The following is a 15,958-nucleotide window of genomic DNA, read 5'->3' on the forward strand; positions in this document are numbered from 1 at the left end:
GCGTTGTGTTTTGTTTGGGTGGGGCGGGGCCGGCCCCCCTCAATTTCCTGGGCCACGGCCAGCGTGTTTTCAGCGGACACCTTGGTCTTTCTTGGCTTGGACGCCATGCCGCCACGAAAACAAAACGCGAACGGCGCCAGGGGGCAAACATCAGGCTCGTGGGCGATCAATCCGCAGGTCATCGTCGCAACCCTGCCGCCGCGAATTCCCACACTTCCCCCACGAACGTCAGCTAAACGCAAATCCTCCGCAGAATCCACTTGACGTTGCCACACAAACGGGCATAAAGTCATTCAAACACAGATACATGTGTGGCACGTCACTGGATGCGAGGAAGCAATGTTTGCCGAAGAGCGGCACCGCCTGATCACCGAGATGATCGCCGGCAACGGGAAGGTCACCGTCGCCGAGCTCTCGGCACGCTTCGACATCACCCGCGAGACCGTCAGGCGGGATTTGGCCCAGCTCGAGTCCGAGGGCACGCTGCGCCGCGTCCACGGCGGCGCGGTCTCCACGCTTGCCGCCAGCACACGGGAAGAAAGCCACAGCGAGCGCAGCACCATCCACGCCGAGGCCAAGGGACGCATTGCCCGGGCGGCCCACCTGCTGATGCCCGGCGACGGCGTCTCGGTCATGCTGGACGCTGGAACCAGCACCGAGATCCTGGCCGGACTGATCGCCCAGAACTCCGCCAACACCCCCTCACTGGTGATCACCCACGCACTTCCCATCGCCGCGCGCATCGCGGCCAACCCGCAGATCCCCCTGGAACTCATCGGGGGCCGGGTGCGCGGGCTGACCAGCGCCGCCACCGGCGCCGGAACCGTCGACCAGTTCTCCCGGCTCAGCGCCGACATTGCGTTCATCGGCACCAACGCCCTGCACTCGAACTTCGGGCTGAGCACCCCTGACCCCATGGAAGCCACGGTCAAGACCGCCATGGTCTCCAGCGCCCAACGCGTCATCGTGCTGGCCGACTCCTCCAAATTCGAAAGGCTCACCCTCGTGCAATTCGCGAAGCTCGATGCGATCGACACCCTGGTCACCGAGGCCGCCCCGACCGGCGAACTGGCCGCGGCCCTGGAAGCGGCGGACGTGGAGGTGGTGCTGGCATGATCGTCACCCTGACCATGAACCCGGCGCTGGACACCACCATCGAACTCGGTGCCCCGCTGGCCCACGGCGGCGTCCAGCGCTCCCTGGGCAGCCACACCCAGGCAGCCGGCAAGGGAGTCAACGTCTCCCGCGCCATAGCATCCGCGGGCGTCAAGACCCTCGCTGTGCTGCCCGGCGCGGAGACCGACCCGCTGCTGCGCCGGCTGGTCGCCGATGACCTGGAGCACCGCTCGGTGCACATCGGTGCGCTGCTGCGCACCAACATCACGCTCACCGATCCCGACGGCACCACCACCAAGATCAACGAACAGGGCCCAGTGCTGAACGCCGCGGTGCTCGAGGAGATCGTGCGCGTGGTCGTGGACGCCTCCCGCTCCGCCTCGTGGTTGGTGCTGGCAGGCTCGCTGCCGCCGGGCGCGGACCCAGGCTTCTACGCGGAACTGGTCGCCACGGTGCGCGAGCGCCTAGGCGATGCGGCCCCGAAGATTGCCGTCGACACCTCCGAGGCACCGCTTCGGGCGTTGTTCGCCGCGCATGTGCAACAGCTCCCGGATCTCATCAAGCCCAACGCCGAGGAACTGGCCGAGCTTGCCGGCCAGGGCTCGGGGGAGGGCTTCGAGGATTCGCCCGCCTCAACGGCCGCGGCGGCCCGGGCGCTGCTGGACCGGGGGGTCGGCGCCGTGCTGGCCACCCTGGGCGCAAACGGCGCGGTGCTGGTCAACGCCGACGGCGCCTGGCACGCAACCCACGCACCGATCACCCCGCGCTCCACTGTTGGCGCGGGAGATTCGGCCCTGGCCGGATACCTGCTTGCAGATGAAGCAGGTGAAACCGCTCCCGGGCGGTTGGCCCGCGCCGTGGCCTACGGCTCGGCCGCGGCGTCCCTTCCGGGCTCCGCAATCCCCACCCCCATCCAACTGGCTCCCGACGCCGTGAGCGTCGAAGAGCTGACCCTGATCCCAAGGACGATGTCATGATCGAACTCATTAATCGCGGTCTTGTCAGCCTCGACGCCAATCTGGGCGCCAGCACCACCGAGGTCATTGAGCACCTGGTCGCGCTGGTCGCCGCCGAGGGCCGCACCTCCGACTCCTACGCACTGGCGGCCGACGCCAAGACCCGCGAGGCCAAGACCGCCACCGGCGTCCCCGGCGGCATCGCGATCCCGCATTGCCGTTCCGCCGCGGTGCTCGAACCGACCCTCGCCATGGCCCGGCTGGCCCCGGCAGTGGACTTCGGTGCCAAGGACGGCCCGGCCGACCTCGTCTTCTTCATCGCCGCCCCCGAAGGTGCCGACCAGACTCACCTGAAACTGCTCTCCAAGCTGGCCCGGGCCCTGGTCAAGAAGCCCTTCACCGCTGCCCTGCGCGCCGCCACCAGCGAAGACGAAATCGTGGAGCTGGTTTCCGCGGTGCTTTCCGACGACCCGGCTGTCGCCGCCGCAGCCGTTGCTGCGACCGCAACCGCGACGCCCGCCGCAGCTCCGGCCCCGGCCGACGAGACAGCCGCCCCGGAGCGCAAGCCCCGGATCGTCGCCGTCACCGCCTGCCCCACCGGCATCGCCCACACCTACATGGCAGCCGACTCCCTGGCCCAGACCGCCGAGGAACTCGGAGTCGAGTTCGCCGTGGAAACCCAGGGCTCCTCCGGCTCCACCCCGCTGTCCAAGACAGTCATCGACGCGGCCGACGCCGTGATCTTCGCGGTCGACGTGGATGTGCGCGACCGCTCGCGCTTTGCCGGCAAGCCGCTGATCCAGGTCCCGGTCAAGCGCGGTATCGATGAACCCGCCAAGCTGATCAACGACGCCATCGCCGCTTCCAAGGACCCGAAGGCCCGCCGCGTCCCGGCCAGCGCGGGCGACGAGGAGACGAGCGAATCCACGTCCAAGGAATCCTTCGGAGCCGGGCTCAAACGTGCCCTGCTGACCGGCGTTTCCTACATGATCCCGTTCGTCGCCGGCGGCGGGCTGCTCATGGCCCTGGGCTTCCTGCTCGGCGGTTACGCGATCACCGATGTCGCCAACACCTACCTGGCCCAGAACACGCTGTTCAACCTCCCCGACGCCGGACTGGCCGCCTACCTGGGCGCCGTGGCGTTCAAGATCGGCAACCTGTCGATGTCCTTCCTGGTCCCGGCGCTGGCAGGCTACATCGCCTACGCCTACGCGGATAGGCCGGGCATCGCCCCGGGCTTCACCGCCGGTGCCGTCGCCGGGTTCATGGGCGCCGGCTTCCTGGGCGGCATCGTGGGCGGTCTGCTGGCCGGCCTTGCAGCCCGCTGGATCACCTCCTGGAAGGTCCCGCGCTGGCTGCGCGGGTTGATGCCGGTGGTCATCGTGCCGCTGCTGGGCTCGATCATCGCCTCGGGTTTGATGTTCCTGCTCCTGGGCGGGCCGATCGCCAAGCTGACCGAGGGACTGAACGGCTGGCTCTCGGGCATGACCGGCACCGCGGCCGTGGCCCTGGGATTGATCCTGGGACTCATGATGGCAGTGGACCTGGGCGGCCCGGTGAACAAGGTCGCCTACTCCTTCGCCGTGGCCGGCCTGGGCGCCGGGTCGATCGCCGCGAACCCCGCCCCGCTGATGATCATGGCCGCGGTCATGGCCGCCGGCATGGTGCCGCCGCTGGCCATGGCACTGGCCACCGTCGTTTCGCCGCGGCTCTTCACTCCCGCCGAGCGCGAAAACGGCAAGGCCGCCTGGCTGTTGGGCGCCTCGTTCATCTCCGAGGGCGCCATCCCGTTCGCCGCATCCGACCCGTTGCGCGTCATCCCTGCCTCGATGGTCGGCGGCGGCATCACCGGTGCGATGATCATGGGCTTCCATGTGCTGTCCCAGGCGCCGCACGGCGGCATCTTCGTCTTCTTCGCCATGAACAACACCTGGCCGATGTTCCTGGTTTCCACGATCGTCGGAACGATTGTTTCCGCCATCCTGGTGATCGTGCTGAAGAAGTTCGTCCGCAAGGCCGTCCCGCAGACGGTTGCCGCCGAAGAGGCCGCCAAGGTCGCCGCCTAAGCATCCCGATTCATCCACATTCCACGACCGAAACACCAAGAAAACAAGGAGCCACCATGGCAGAACGTATTGCAACCATCGCCAGCCGCGTCGGCCTTCACGCCCGCCCGGCAGCCATCTTCGCCGAGGCCGCCGGCAACGAAGACCTAGAGGTCACGATCGCCCGCGAAGGCGAGCCAGTCGAGGACGCCCTGGATGCGGCCAGCATCCTCTCGCTGATGGGCCTGGGCGCCTCGCACGGCACCAAGGTCGTGCTGCGCGCCGAGGGCGAGGGTGCCGAGTCCGTGCTCGAAACCCTGGCCGCGATCCTGGAAACGGACCACGACGCCTAGGGTTCGCTACTTCCTATATATGGCGCATCCCGGCGGGGGCTTCATCTCGAAGCCCGACCCGGGACGCCGTGTTTAACGACAAAACCCGCAGGCGCGCCTTCCGCCGGGCACCGGGCGGGATGTCTACCGGCCCATCTACCAGAAGTTCCTTGGCTCCCCCGGGGCCAAACACAACAAGACCCCCTTCACGGATCTCGACGACGTAATCGACAACGGCCCGGCGCCCATTGGCAGCCCGGAGGAGGTGCTGGAGAGGATCGGCAGGTACCACGAGGCTCTCGGGCACGACGTGCTCTGCCTGGGACTCGAAAGCCCGGGACTCACCGAAACCCAGCGCCGCGACTCGCTCGACGTGTTCTTCGGCGAACTCGCACCGCAGCTCCGGGCGAAACACCCGGCCAAGATCTGGGCCGACAGCGCGCCGGCAGGGGCCGTGGGTCACGGCCCGCGGTGTGCCGATGGCTAGGTGGCCGAGCGGAAGCGCGTGGCGACCCCGTTGATGATCAAGGCGAGGAACACCACCAGGCAGAGCACCGCACCGATCTCAAAGGTGAGGTCGATTCCGGCGGCGGTGGCGTGGTGATCGGCCGAGGTGTGCGCCGCGATGACGGCACCGGAGATGGCAGTGCCAAAGGAACTGCCGATGGTGCGCAGGACCTGGTTGAAACTCACCGAGCTGCCCAGTTCCTCGGTGGCAACACTGCGGGCAATCAACGCCGGCATGGCGGCATAGGCCGCACCCATGCCCAACCCGAAGACCAGCATGCCCAGCAGGATTTCCCACAGGTGGGTGTGCTCCAGCCACAACATCGATCCGGCGACAGCCATGAGCGCTGCCCCGATGGGCAACAGCGTCGCCAAGGAGAACCTGTGGCCCAGGCGACGCACCAGCCGATTGGCGGTAAAGCTGCCCACCGACAGCGGGAACATCACGAAGCCGGCCCAGAAAACGGGCAGGGACAGGCCATAGCCGGTGGATGCGGGAGCCTGGGCGACGAGGCTTGCCAGTGACAGGCCGATGTACAGCGCGGCACCCAGGCCGATGGCCGTGAGATTGGCCAGAAGCACTTCCCCGTTGCTGAACACCCGCAGGTTGATCAGGGGATTCTCGCTGCGCAGTTCGGTCCGGATCCACAGGAACAGCAGGACCACGGCGATCGTCAGGATGCCGACGGTCCAGGGCGAGCTCCAGCCCCAGCGGGGACCTTCGCTGATCCCCAGGAGCAGGGTGCCCAGCCCGAAGGCCAGCAGCGTGGCACCTGCGGAATCGAAGGGAGCCGAGGCTGCATGTTCATCGGGGCCGTTGGGGATGACCCGGATGACGACGACGATGGCGCTGAGGACGAACAACGCGGCGAACCAGAAGGCCCACCTGAATCCGGTGAGCCCGGCGATGATTCCCGTCAGCGGGTAGCCAATGCCGATTCCGGTGGCCACCGTGACCGAGAGGCTGGAGATGGCTCCTTGGACCTTCGGGGTTTCCACGTAGCGGCGCGCCAGGGAGATTGTCACCGCGACGATTCCATAGGTCAGGCCCTGGAGGGTGCGCCCGATCAGGAACACCGTGAAGTTCGGGGCCAAGGCGGCGATGATGGATCCGGCAAGGATGATCGCCAGGGATACCAACAGGAGCTTCTTCTTGTGCGGGCCATCGCTGAGCCTGCCCATCACCGGGGTGGCAATGGCACCGGCCAGGAGGTTCAGCGTCAGCATCCATTGTGCGGTGCTGACGGGCACTCCCATTTCCTGGGAAATCGAGGGCACCAGCAACATGCCCAAAGAGCTGACAATCGCAGTGGAAAGCGCCGCGTAGACCAACGCCGGCACCATGGGGGAACGGGTTTCAGCCACGCGGCACCTCCAAACCGATCTTTTTCAAGACCGGGATGGCTTCCTTGAGGATCCTGCGCTCGTCGTCGGTCAGCTGCCCGGTGATGGCCTGGCCGATCCAGCCTTCGCCGGCCCGCGCTTCGTCCTCCAGCTTCGCCCGGCCGGCCCCGGCGAGCACGATCCAGGTCTTGCGGCGGTCATCGGCGTCGGGCACACGTTCGATAAACGCCATCTCTTCGAGTTCACGCGCGGCCAGCGATATGGCCTGGGGGCTGACCCGCACCGCCGCTGCCAGTTCCGTGCTGGTCGCCCGCTCGTGCAGCGAGAGGTGATGCAGGATTCCCACCTTGCCCGGCGAGAGGGTGCGTTCTGCCCGCATTCGCCTCAGCAGGGGGTGCAGCACCTCGAGGAATTCCCTGACGGCCATGGGGTCCGGCGTGTTTTCGGAAGTCATCGTTAAACCATACAACCAACTTGATCAAGTTACTTGAGCACTTTTCCACACAGTGGCGTCGTGCCGTCCTGGTGATGCGCGACGGCAAGGCGTTGGTGGCCCGCGGGAAATCGAATTCCGAGGTGCGGCAGCCGGGCTAGGCAGCCGGGCGAATCCTGCCGGCCACGGATTCCAGGCGTTGTTCACGTACGGCCAGCTCCAGCCCCTGCTGCAGGCATGCGGAAACCTTCTCGGTCATGCGCCCATATCCAAGAATCCCCATGGCATCGCGCTTGAGCTCGTCAACACCGGATTCCCCGGCCAGGGACGCCTGTGCACAGACGATGTTGGAAATTTCCCGGAGGCTGATGTCCTCGATGTTCAGGTCGTGTGCCGCGAAGTTCGTGCGGTAGTCGATCCATCGAACCGATTCCTGCTTGGAGGGCCAAACGAATCCCTCCGCATCAATTTTGTAGAACTTCCTGGGCAGGGCCGCCAGCATCGATTTTTCACGTGCCGCCGAAACCCGGCCGGATTCATGGGCGCCGATCGCCAATCGTGCCAGTCGCTTCTCATGAATCGGCCATTCCGCGCCCGCGATTTCACCCAGCAGCGCGGCCGCCTTCTTCTTGCCTGCGGCGCTCTTGAGTTCGTCCAGGTCGCCTAGTGTCCCTACCGTGCGAACGTCCCACGGCTTGTACAAGGTGGCCTGGCCCGGATATCCCTCCGGCCGCTGCACCGCCGCGGGTTCCTGATTGCCCTCCAAGTCAGGGCTTTCCTCGCCCGAGGTTTGCCCGGCGGCTGGCGCAGCTTCCCGCGCCGCCCGCGCCCTTCCGGCCTTTTCCAGCCCGGCATCAATGGAGTCGAGCACCGATTCCGTGTCCTTGAGCCACGCCGGCAGCCAGATCCTCACTACTGATTCCCAGCCGTGCAGGTTGCGCAGGATGTCCTGCGGCAAGCCGTCGCGGTCCCCCACCGTCTTGCGCCCTGCCCACGGCTCGTTGTCCAACAGGATCGCCATCAGGGGTTCGGACGGGCGATCGGAATCAGCAACAGTCAGATCGATCCTGAAGTCGGACAGACCGACGTTCATCGCCACCACGTGCCCGCGCTCCTGCAGCACGGCTGCAACCTGCTCGCGGTGCCGGTCCCGTGCCACGGCCGAGGCCGACCCGTTTTCCAGCGTGCGGGTGCCCTCGGCGGCCAGGTCCAGGTAGGCGCGCAGGTGCTTGATGCCCAAGGCGGTGGAATCCTCCGCGCGCAGGTCCGCGGGGTCAAAGCTCGAGAAGACCACCACCTGGCGGCGGGCACGGGTGACCGCCACGTTCAGGCGGCGTTCCCCGCCGACGTTGTTCAGCGGTCCGAAGTTCAGCGGCAGGCGTCCGCGCTCGTTGGCGCTGAAGGCGGTGGAAAACAGGATCACGTCTCTCTCGTCGCCCTGCACGTTCTCCAGGTTTTTCACGAACAATCCCTCGGCGTCCGTTTCCAGTGCGGCGCCGAGCCGTTCGTCCTCGTGGTCGCGCAGTAGGCCCTCGATCAAATCGCGTTGCGGGGCGTTGAAGGTGACCACGCCGATGGACGGCGTGGCAAAGGGCGAGGCATCGAAGCGGGCCTTGATCTCCGCGACAATGTGTCCGGCCTCCACCGGGTTGGTGCGCAGCACCTCGGTGGCGCCGGTGCGATGGAAGGTGCCCTCGACCCGAACCAGGGAAATGCCATAGCCGTCATGGCCCGCATGGGCGGTGCCGCTGCGCGGGGACGGGAAGGATGAAAGCTTGCCGTCGTAGTAGTGCTTGTTGCTGAAGGCGATCAGGGATTCGTCCTGGCTGCGGTAGTGCCAGGACAGCCAGCGGCGTTGCACCCTGGCCATGACGGCCTCGCTCAGGATCGATTCCTCGTCGGCAACCAGCAGCCCGGATTCCGGATCATCCTCGTGGTCCACGGAGACCTCGGCGAAGGAACTGGGCGGCATCTGCTTGGAATCTCCCACCACCACCGCGGACTTGGCCCGGCCCAGGGTGCCGATCGCGTCGGCGACCCGGATCTGGGAGGCCTCGTCGAAAACGACGATGTCGAATTCCCCTGCACGCGGCGGGAAGAAGCGCGCCGCGGAATCCGGGCTGACCAGCACGCACGGCAGGATGGTGGTCACCAGATCCCCATAGGAGTCCATCAGCTGGCGCACGCTCAGCCCGCCGCGGCGGCGTTCCAGCTGCCGTGCCAACTCCCCCATGCGCTTCTCGGATTCCTTCAACCGGGCGGTACGTTGCCGGCTGATGAGTTCGGGCAAGGACTTGCCCAGGTGTTGGCGCAGGTCACTGGACGAGGACGTGAAACGTTTGATGGTGCGCGTTTGGGTGTCGGCGCTGAATTCATCCAGCCCGTGCGCTGCAAGCCGTTCGGCCAGGGCGGATTCGGCGGTGCCACGCATGAATCCCCGCAGGGCGTTCTCGGCGGGGAACATTCCGGTGGCCAGTTGCGCCCAGGCTGCTTCCAGCCCGTTGGCCTTCAGGGGTTCCAGGGTGCCGATGAACGCGACCCAGCGTTCGAGCCCGCGCTCCGCCGTGCGCCCGGCGCCCCGATCCTGGATTGTGCGTTGGAACCGGCCCAGGAAACCCGCCGCGTCCGGCCAGGCCGAGTGTGTGCGGGTAATCGAGGGGATCGCCTCACGCAGCGCGTCCCACGCTGCTGTAATCCCGTCCAGTTCTCCGGCGAGCGCCGGCTCTGCAGGGGCGTCTCGTTCAAGGACCTCGCGCAGCAAGGCGACGTAGTCTTTGTCCCGGCCGGCCCCGCCGGACTGGGACAGGAGACTGGCCAGCTGCACCAGCCCCCCGCGCTGCTGCGCGACCGCCTGGATGTCGCCTTCGACAAAGGGGTTCCAGTGCCCGTCCAGGGTGATTCCGGCAAGTTCGCCCAGGCCTGCCATGAGCTTCGCGCACAGTCCACGGGCCTCGATCATGCCGTCCACCAAGGCCACGAGGTGCTGGGCGCTCTCCTCGGTGCCTATCCACCGGCCCCCGAAGTGCTCGCTGATGACCTGCAGGCGGCGCTTCTTCCGGCCCAGCCCCAGGAAGCCGAACCTGTTGGCAACCGTTGCTGCCTCGTGAACCGGGGCAAGATCCATTTCCAATACGGAAGGCGCAACGACATCTGTCAGCCAGCCCATGCGTTGCACCAGGGACCTTGCCTCGGCCAGCAAACCCTCGCTGCGTGACTGCCATTGGGGTGTCGAGGCAGCGTCAAGGACCGGAACCGGGACGTTGCCCTCCAGCAACTGGGCAAGGCGACGCAGGCCTTCGGGTTCAGGGGCACGCTCCATCAGGGAAGCCACGCAGGCATCTCGTCTGACATGCTCCGCACCCTGCAGGGCAAGATCCAGTGCCTCTGCGGCTTCACGCAAGGGTGCCTGCTGTTCAATGGTGATGGGGCCGCCGAGGAATCCCCATGGATGCTCTTCGCGTGGGCGTGCGACCCCGGCCGTTTCGGCCAGTCCTATCAGTGCCTCACGCACCGTAGAGACCTCGGCCGATCCGGCCTGCGCTGCAAAGGGCTCGGGGATCGGCAGCGCCTCAATGGACGGATCCATGGACAGGGCAATGTTGCGCGCACCGTAGGCGGAATAGCCTGCGGCGTTCTCCTCGTGGAGGTCCCGCGCATAGCCGGCCAGCCTGCGCACGGAGGACGTCAGGTCGTTGGCGGCCAGCTCCATCCCCGCCTCGTCGGCGAAGACCAAGTGGTCAAGCGATGCCTTGATCTGGGCGCGCACCGCATTCGGGGACGATCCCTTGTCGTGGAGGTCGAGGGCGAATTCGCCCAGGCCCACCTCGTTCAGGCGCCGGCTCACCACCTCGAGCGCGGCCCGCTTCTCCGCCACGAAGAGTACCCGCTGCCCCGAGGCCATGGCGTGCGCCAGCAGGTTGGTGATGGTCTGCGACTTGCCGGTGCCAGGCGGGCCCTCGAGCACGAAGGTTTGCCCGGCATGCGCGGCGGCGACCGCCTCAAGCTGGGATGCGTCCGCCGGGACCGGGAGCCTGGCAGCCAATTGGTCGAGGTCAATGGACGGCTCGAGAAGATCGGTGTCCGCCGGGTCGGTGAATTCGCTGGTCGGGGAATCAACCAAGTGCTTGACCAACGGCGCGGACATGAAGGTTTCCCAGTTCTCGTCCAGGTCCCTCCACATCCGGAACTTTGCGAATTGCAGGATCGCCAGGTCGACCGTTCCCTCCACGTGGAAGGGAAGGCCGGCCGCAACCAAGGCAGCGCGCAGCGCACCCAGCGCGGATTCGAGGTCGATGCCAGACCCGTCGCGCACCGGGTCCTCGAAACCCGGGACGCGCAAGTTGAATTGCTCGTGCAGTTTTTCGCTCAGGCAGTAGTTCGGGGCGGAGGCACCGGTCTCATCGATTTCGATGCGGAAATGCTTCCCGCGTCCCGCGGGTCGCAGGTTGACGGGGATGAGGAACAACGGCGAACGCAGCGCCCGCCCGTCCATTGACCAGGTCAACGAACCCAGGGCCAGATAGAGGTTGTTGGCGCCGCTCTCGTCAATGATTCTCTTGGCTTGGCTGGCCATGCGGCGCAGCCGCGAGAGGTAGGGCGCGGAATCGAGCCGGGTGTAGGCCCTGCCACGGGACAGCAGCAGCTCGATGCGGCGCTCGACCGGCAGCAGGGTCCCTGACTTGTAGCGTTGCTTGTCGAGCGCGCCGATCTCATCGGCTGGCAGCAACTCGAGGCTCTTGCCGTTGTTGACCAGGTCCTCGAGTCCTGCCATCACGGAGTCCGGGATCGCCAGCGGGATGCGGGAGCGCTCGGTGAAATTCAGCAGGCGGCTGCGCAGGGACAGATCCAGCAACCCGTTCTTCCATGCGGCGATGCGCGGCGGCGCCGTCTTGCCAGTGGTGGTGGGGGTAGGCTCTCGGCGCTCGGATTTTTCCTTGAAGAAGCGTTCCAGGGTGTCCGACCGGGCAGCCCGGTATTCGACGACGACGGGTTTGCCGAACTCCGAGACGCCACGGGCCGGCAGCGGGTTGATGCCGCTGCGCCGCGCCTGGCGGATGTCGATCGCGTAGGCCAGCGAATCTGAGGCAGTCGGAAATTGGGCGTAGGCCTCCTTGGTCGCGGCGGAGGCCTCGGCAATGGACGCGCGCCTGTCGGTGGTGATCGCGGCGGTCTCCACAATGCGCAGGTGGTCGGCGGCGACCAGGTTCGCCAGTGCGCCGGCGCCCTCGGCATCGAGGCTGCTGCTGGGCAGTGCCCCGTCCGGGGTGCGCCAATAGGCCAGGAACGCATGGTCGTGCACTAGCCAGATCACCGAGTTGATGGCCACGCGCTCAAGCAGCGCGGACAAAAGCAGCGTGGTGTCCAGCGCGCTCCCGAACCGATCGGTGACTATCTCCTGGGCACCGCGGATGTACCGTCCCCCGAGATCCGCCAGGTCCCAATTCGCCGGAGGGTTGCCGAAGCGGATGCCGCGGGCGCACATGACCTCGAAGATGCACTCGACGGATTGGTCCACCCGCTCGGCACCGCCCTGGCGGGCATCGAGGGACTCGGCACCGGTGCGCAGGCGGAACAGGTCGCCGGCCTCGGAGAGGATTGCGGTGAGCAACGGGTGCTGCGGCTGCACGAACGCGGCCAGCAGCTCGGCGTTGGCCCGGGTTCCGGCGCCCGGCCAATGGCTTGCCGGCAGCAGTTCGACCGCACCGGATTCTTCGGCAATCAGTTTTCCGTTTTCGGCCACCCTGACAATGAGCTTGCCGGGCCGCCGCGTATCGATCAGCGCGAAGGCCGCCGGATCCAGCGCCACGTCCAAGTCATGGAGCGTGCTGACGCCCGGCGGGAGTTCCAGGCGGCGATCGGCCACCGCGGAGACCGCCAGGTTTCCGCTCATCAACACCGCGGTCACCAGGATCGGGCGCACCTGATCGCCGTGGTTCTCGAGCACCACGCGTTCGAGGATGCGGGCATGGGTGTGGGCGGTGGCGTAGTTGATGGAAGGACTGTGTGCGATGTCGATCCGGACTTGTCCGCCGTTTCCGGTCGTCACTGAATCCTGACCAGCCAAGGTTTCAGGGTCATCGCCCTGTTCTGCCGCGGCAACAGCCAGGTCGCCCACGCGCAGCGCCACGTGCTCCAGGTCCAGGGACAGGAGGAATTCCGCGCAGGCCTTTAGACCCCGTTGAACGTCCTCGGCGCCGAACCCTGCTCCGTGTTCCCAGGCGCTGCAGAGATCCCGCAGCTGACCGGCCAGCTGCTGTTGCTCGGCCGAAATTTCGATCACGTGCCCCGCTGCGCCCGGAGCAGCCATCATCCTGTCGAGTTGGGCGGACAATTCCATGGGGCTGGACGCATGGGCAGACCCCAAGGCGTGGTCGAGCCGATCGAGCAACCCGGTCCAGCCGGCTGCTTGGTTCTGGCGGACGAGGTGATCGGCGATGAACTTCGCCAAGGCACCCGAGACGATGCCCAGTGCCGCACCGACGTATTCCCGCAGTCTCATCCAGTTGCCCATCCCGTTGTTGAACTCCGGTCAACCCGTTCGAAGCTGCCGCTTCCCTCCTAAGAACCTATCCCACATACGGGACTCCCCGCGGATCGCATGGCCTTGCGGGTGCCACGCAACTGCGCCTATTTGTAGTCGTTCTCGGTCAGCTCGATGACGAAGGCGCGGCGTTCGGAGATCAAGGCATCGCGCATCACGAAGACCTCTGCAATGGCCATGCGCAGGGTCTCTCCGTTGGCCCGGTGCGCTTCGCCGACCAGCTCGGCCATCACCTCGTCGTCCTCCTCGACCAGGCGCACTATTTCCAGGACCGGAGGTCCACTGAAATCGGGGCTTTCAATCGCCTGGTCGTAGGCTTCCTTGCCGCTGAGCCGAAAATGGCCGAAGACCGTCCATTCGATGTCCTCGGTGAGGCACGAGAGGATCTGGGCGTGATCCGATTTGTTGAATCCGTCGATGTATTTCCTGACGGTGTCCTTGTTGGCAGACATGTAAATGGCCTCCGGGAATCGGTGTGTGGCCCTTCAATGGGGCAGCCATGAGGGGCCAGGAGTGGCCGCGATGCCGTTTTTCAAGGTTATCCACCAGCGCAGCCCGAGGGAATGGCTGTCCGTCCGAAACCCAGTCGATCCCTGGGGGTCTTCTCGGTCCGGGAAGCAAGCTCCGCCCCATAGGCTGTCCCGGCCGGATCGGAAATACATATTCACGACCGTTCGGTCGGCGACACAAAAGAGTCGCTGTGACCCACGTCAAGTATTGTGGGGTACGAGCGGACAAGCAGCCGCTGACAACTGAATAGTCTTCCGATCACGCGCGGCTGGAGAGTCCCGGACACCACTCGGGCACCGAAGGGGCAAGCACCCGCAATCTCTCAGGTACCAGGAACAGCCGCGTGAGGAAACTCTGGAGAGCAGCTACCGGGACAGGTGGCTCACCGACGAAGCACGCCAGTGCCATGGGGCACTGGTTTCACTTTCAGGTTCAGGACAGAGCGGGCACGGTGGCAACCGGCATCATCACAGGCCAGCTATCACCGCACTGAACCCTTCGATGAACGGTAGAACTCCCCCATGCATGTACCTGCCATAATGCCCGCCGCTGCGGACAGCAACTCCACGGACATCCTCGCCGTCGCCAACTCTCCGGTCCTCTGGGCCTGCGCCATCGGCGTTTTCCTGGTCATCATTGTTCAGAGCGTCATCTACATGAAGGCCGCCAAGACGGCAGCGCCCCACATCGGGATGACGCAGGCCGAGCTCAAGACCAGCTTCCGCGCCGGCGCCATCTCGGCACTGGGCCCCTCGCTGGCCGTGGTCTTGGTCGCCGTCGCACTGCTGACAATCTTCGGCACCCCTGCGGTGCTGGTGCGCATCGGCCTGATCGGGTCGGTGTCCTACGAAACCGCCGCGGCAGCCATCGCCGCCAAGACCGCCGGCGCCGAACTCGGCGGCCCCACCTACACCCAGGCGGTCTTCGGTCTGGCCTTGGCCGCCATGAGCCTGGGCGGAGCCATGTGGATGATTGCCACCCTCATCCTCACCCCGCTGCTCAAGCGCGGCGACTCGGCACTGCGCAAGGTCAACCCCGCCATCATGATGGTGGTCCCCGGTGCCGCCATGGTTGCCGCATTCATGGTCTTGGGCATTGGCGAACTGCCCAAGTCGTGGCTGCACGTTGTCGCCTTCGTGTCCTCGGCCGCGATCATGACCGTCCTGATGGTCATCGCCAAACGGGTCAACAGGCCATGGATCAAGGAATGGGCACTGGGCATTGCCATCCTGCTTGCCCTTGCCATCACCTACGCCGCCACCCGCCTCTAATCGCAGCCAAGATTCCCAGGAGCACATCATGAGCAAAGCAACAGAGCTGCACGAGGCGCTTGGCGCCTTCGACAAGACCACTTCCCGCTGGGGCAGGATCACCATGATCATTGGTCTCTTCTTCTCCCTGGCGGCCCCCGCCTACCTGGTCTTCTTCGCCGGCCTGGACATCGAGGTCGCCGGAATCATCACGGCCTTCGCCGCGCTGGCAGCGGTCTTCGGCGTCATCTGGATCGTTGAGCCGTTGACCTACTTCCCGATCCTTGGCGCCTCCTCGATGTACCAGGCGTTCATGATCGGCAACATCTCCAACAAGCTGCTGCCGGCAGCGATGATCGCCCAGTCGACCATCGGCGTGAAGCCCGGCACCCGCAAGGGCGAATTGGCCTCGGTCGCCGCCATCTGCGGAGCGGCAACCGTCCACCTGGCATCCCTCTTCATCTTCGTGGGCCTGATGGGCACGTGGCTGGTCAGCGTGATCCCGGTCGACATCATCCAGACCGTCCAGTTCTACATCCTGCCGACCGTCATGGGTGCCGTGGTCGTCCAGGCCATCGTGAGCCAGAAGGCCCCCCGCTCCGCCGTGATCGCGCTCGTGGTCTCGCTGATCGTGGTCTTCGCGATGGTCCCGTACATCCCCAAGATGAACCTGTTCGGCACTGCCGTTGCCGTGATTGCCACGGCGGCCCTCGCCTGGGTGTTCCGCGACCGCAAGACCCTGGGGACCCCGGAGGATGTGCCGGTGGACGCCACCCCCGAGGGTCCGGTGTACTGACCGGGCGGTTCGGTCCACGGATACGAATTTTCACGACATTGACCGGCGGGGGGGCCCCCCGGGGGGCCGCCCCCCCCAAAACAGGGAACACAACCCCCAGCCCACCCCCCCCAAACCCCCCGCACAGG

General features: G+C 66.2%; 12 protein-coding genes and 1 riboswitch. Of the genes, 7 read left to right on the forward strand and 5 right to left on the reverse strand.

The features are described from left to right. A partial coding sequence (locus ACLQ7E_RS04050; protein WP_411731272.1) for a hypothetical protein occupies positions 1-182 on the reverse strand: 182 nt, incomplete at its 3' end. Between the two features lie 157 nt (positions 183-339). Here ACLQ7E_RS04050 and ACLQ7E_RS04055 point away from each other — a divergent pair. From ACLQ7E_RS04055 to ACLQ7E_RS04075, 5 genes are all read left to right on the forward strand, one after another. Next, positions 340-1,116, forward strand: coding sequence for a DeoR/GlpR family DNA-binding transcription regulator (locus tag ACLQ7E_RS04055; RefSeq protein WP_411731273.1), 777 nt, complete (start codon positions 340-342; stop codon positions 1,114-1,116). Then, positions 1,113-2,093: a 1-phosphofructokinase family hexose kinase gene (locus ACLQ7E_RS04060; RefSeq protein WP_411731274.1), complete on the forward strand. Its 981-nt coding sequence runs from the start codon at positions 1,113-1,115 to the stop codon at positions 2,091-2,093. The genes ACLQ7E_RS04055 and ACLQ7E_RS04060 overlap by 4 nt, the downstream gene beginning before the upstream one ends. Next, positions 2,090-4,138, forward strand: coding sequence for a fructose-specific PTS transporter subunit EIIC (locus ACLQ7E_RS04065; protein WP_411731275.1), 2,049 nt, complete (start codon positions 2,090-2,092; stop codon positions 4,136-4,138). Before ACLQ7E_RS04060 ends, ACLQ7E_RS04065 begins: the two co-directional genes overlap by 4 nt. Positions 4,139-4,194: 56 nt before the next feature. After that, on the forward strand, positions 4,195-4,470 hold the full coding sequence (locus tag ACLQ7E_RS04070) for an HPr family phosphocarrier protein (RefSeq protein ID WP_411731276.1): 276 nt from the start codon (positions 4,195-4,197) through the stop codon (positions 4,468-4,470). A gap of 244 nt (positions 4,471-4,714) precedes the next feature. Beyond that, positions 4,715-4,936: a hypothetical protein gene (locus tag ACLQ7E_RS04075; protein WP_411731277.1), complete on the forward strand. Its 222-nt coding sequence runs from the start codon at positions 4,715-4,717 to the stop codon at positions 4,934-4,936. Here ACLQ7E_RS04075 and ACLQ7E_RS04080 read toward each other — a convergent pair. From ACLQ7E_RS04080 to ACLQ7E_RS04095, 4 genes are all read right to left on the reverse strand, one after another. Next, a complete protein-coding gene (locus ACLQ7E_RS04080; RefSeq protein WP_411731278.1) occupies positions 4,933-6,321 on the reverse strand; it encodes an MFS transporter in 1,389 nt (462 codons plus the stop codon). The genes ACLQ7E_RS04075 and ACLQ7E_RS04080 overlap by 4 nt on opposite strands. Then, a complete protein-coding gene (locus ACLQ7E_RS04085) occupies positions 6,314-6,754 on the reverse strand; it encodes a MarR family winged helix-turn-helix transcriptional regulator (RefSeq protein ID WP_411731279.1) in 441 nt (146 codons plus the stop codon). Before ACLQ7E_RS04085 ends, ACLQ7E_RS04080 begins: the two co-directional genes overlap by 8 nt. A 136-nt stretch (positions 6,755-6,890) precedes the next feature. Further along, a complete protein-coding gene (locus ACLQ7E_RS04090; RefSeq protein ID WP_411731280.1) occupies positions 6,891-13,232 on the reverse strand; it encodes a DUF4011 domain-containing protein in 6,342 nt (2,113 codons plus the stop codon). Between the two features lie 128 nt (positions 13,233-13,360). Next, the gene (locus ACLQ7E_RS04095) at positions 13,361-13,726 is read right to left on the reverse strand and encodes a nuclear transport factor 2 family protein (protein WP_411731281.1); all 366 of its coding nucleotides are present in this window, start codon (positions 13,724-13,726) and stop codon (positions 13,361-13,363) included. Positions 13,727-14,042: 316 nt separating this feature from the next. Then, positions 14,043-14,133, forward strand: a riboswitch (glycine riboswitch). Positions 14,134-14,305: 172 nt separating this feature from the next. On the opposite strand from ACLQ7E_RS04095, the gene ACLQ7E_RS04100 reads away from it, so the two are divergent. Continuing rightward, positions 14,306-15,055, forward strand: a complete 750-nt coding sequence (locus ACLQ7E_RS04100; protein ID WP_411731282.1) for a DUF5058 family protein — start codon at positions 14,306-14,308, stop codon at positions 15,053-15,055. A 28-nt stretch (positions 15,056-15,083) separates the two neighbouring features. After that, complete coding sequence (locus ACLQ7E_RS04105) at positions 15,084-15,830, forward strand: hypothetical protein (RefSeq protein WP_411731283.1); 747 nt, start codon at positions 15,084-15,086, stop codon at positions 15,828-15,830. Positions 15,831-15,958: the final 128 nt, after the last annotated feature.

Source organism: Paeniglutamicibacter sp. (assembly GCF_046714615.1).
Taxonomy (GTDB): Bacteria; Actinomycetota; Actinomycetes; order Actinomycetales; family Micrococcaceae; genus Paeniglutamicibacter.

Bases quoted from the DNA above. Each gene is read 5' to 3' on its own strand.
- ACLQ7E_RS04055 (WP_411731273.1), top strand. From the start codon at position 340: ATGTTTGCCGAAGAGCGGCACCGCCTGATCACCGAGATGATCGCCGGC.
- ACLQ7E_RS04060 (WP_411731274.1), top strand. From the start codon at position 1,113: ATGATCGTCACCCTGACCATGAACCCGGCGCTGGACACCACCATCGAA.
- ACLQ7E_RS04065 (WP_411731275.1), top strand. From the start codon at position 2,090: ATGATCGAACTCATTAATCGCGGTCTTGTCAGCCTCGACGCCAATCTG.
- ACLQ7E_RS04070 (WP_411731276.1), top strand. From the start codon at position 4,195: ATGGCAGAACGTATTGCAACCATCGCCAGCCGCGTCGGCCTTCACGCC.
- ACLQ7E_RS04085 (WP_411731279.1), bottom strand. From the start codon at position 6,754: ATGACTTCCGAAAACACGCCGGACCCCATGGCCGTCAGGGAATTCCTC.
- ACLQ7E_RS04090 (WP_411731280.1), bottom strand. From the start codon at position 13,232: ATGAGACTGCGGGAATACGTCGGTGCGGCACTGGGCATCGTCTCGGGT.
- ACLQ7E_RS04095 (WP_411731281.1), bottom strand. From the start codon at position 13,726: ATGTCTGCCAACAAGGACACCGTCAGGAAATACATCGACGGATTCAAC.
- ACLQ7E_RS04100 (WP_411731282.1), top strand. From the start codon at position 14,306: ATGCATGTACCTGCCATAATGCCCGCCGCTGCGGACAGCAACTCCACG.
- ACLQ7E_RS04105 (WP_411731283.1), top strand. From the start codon at position 15,084: ATGAGCAAAGCAACAGAGCTGCACGAGGCGCTTGGCGCCTTCGACAAG.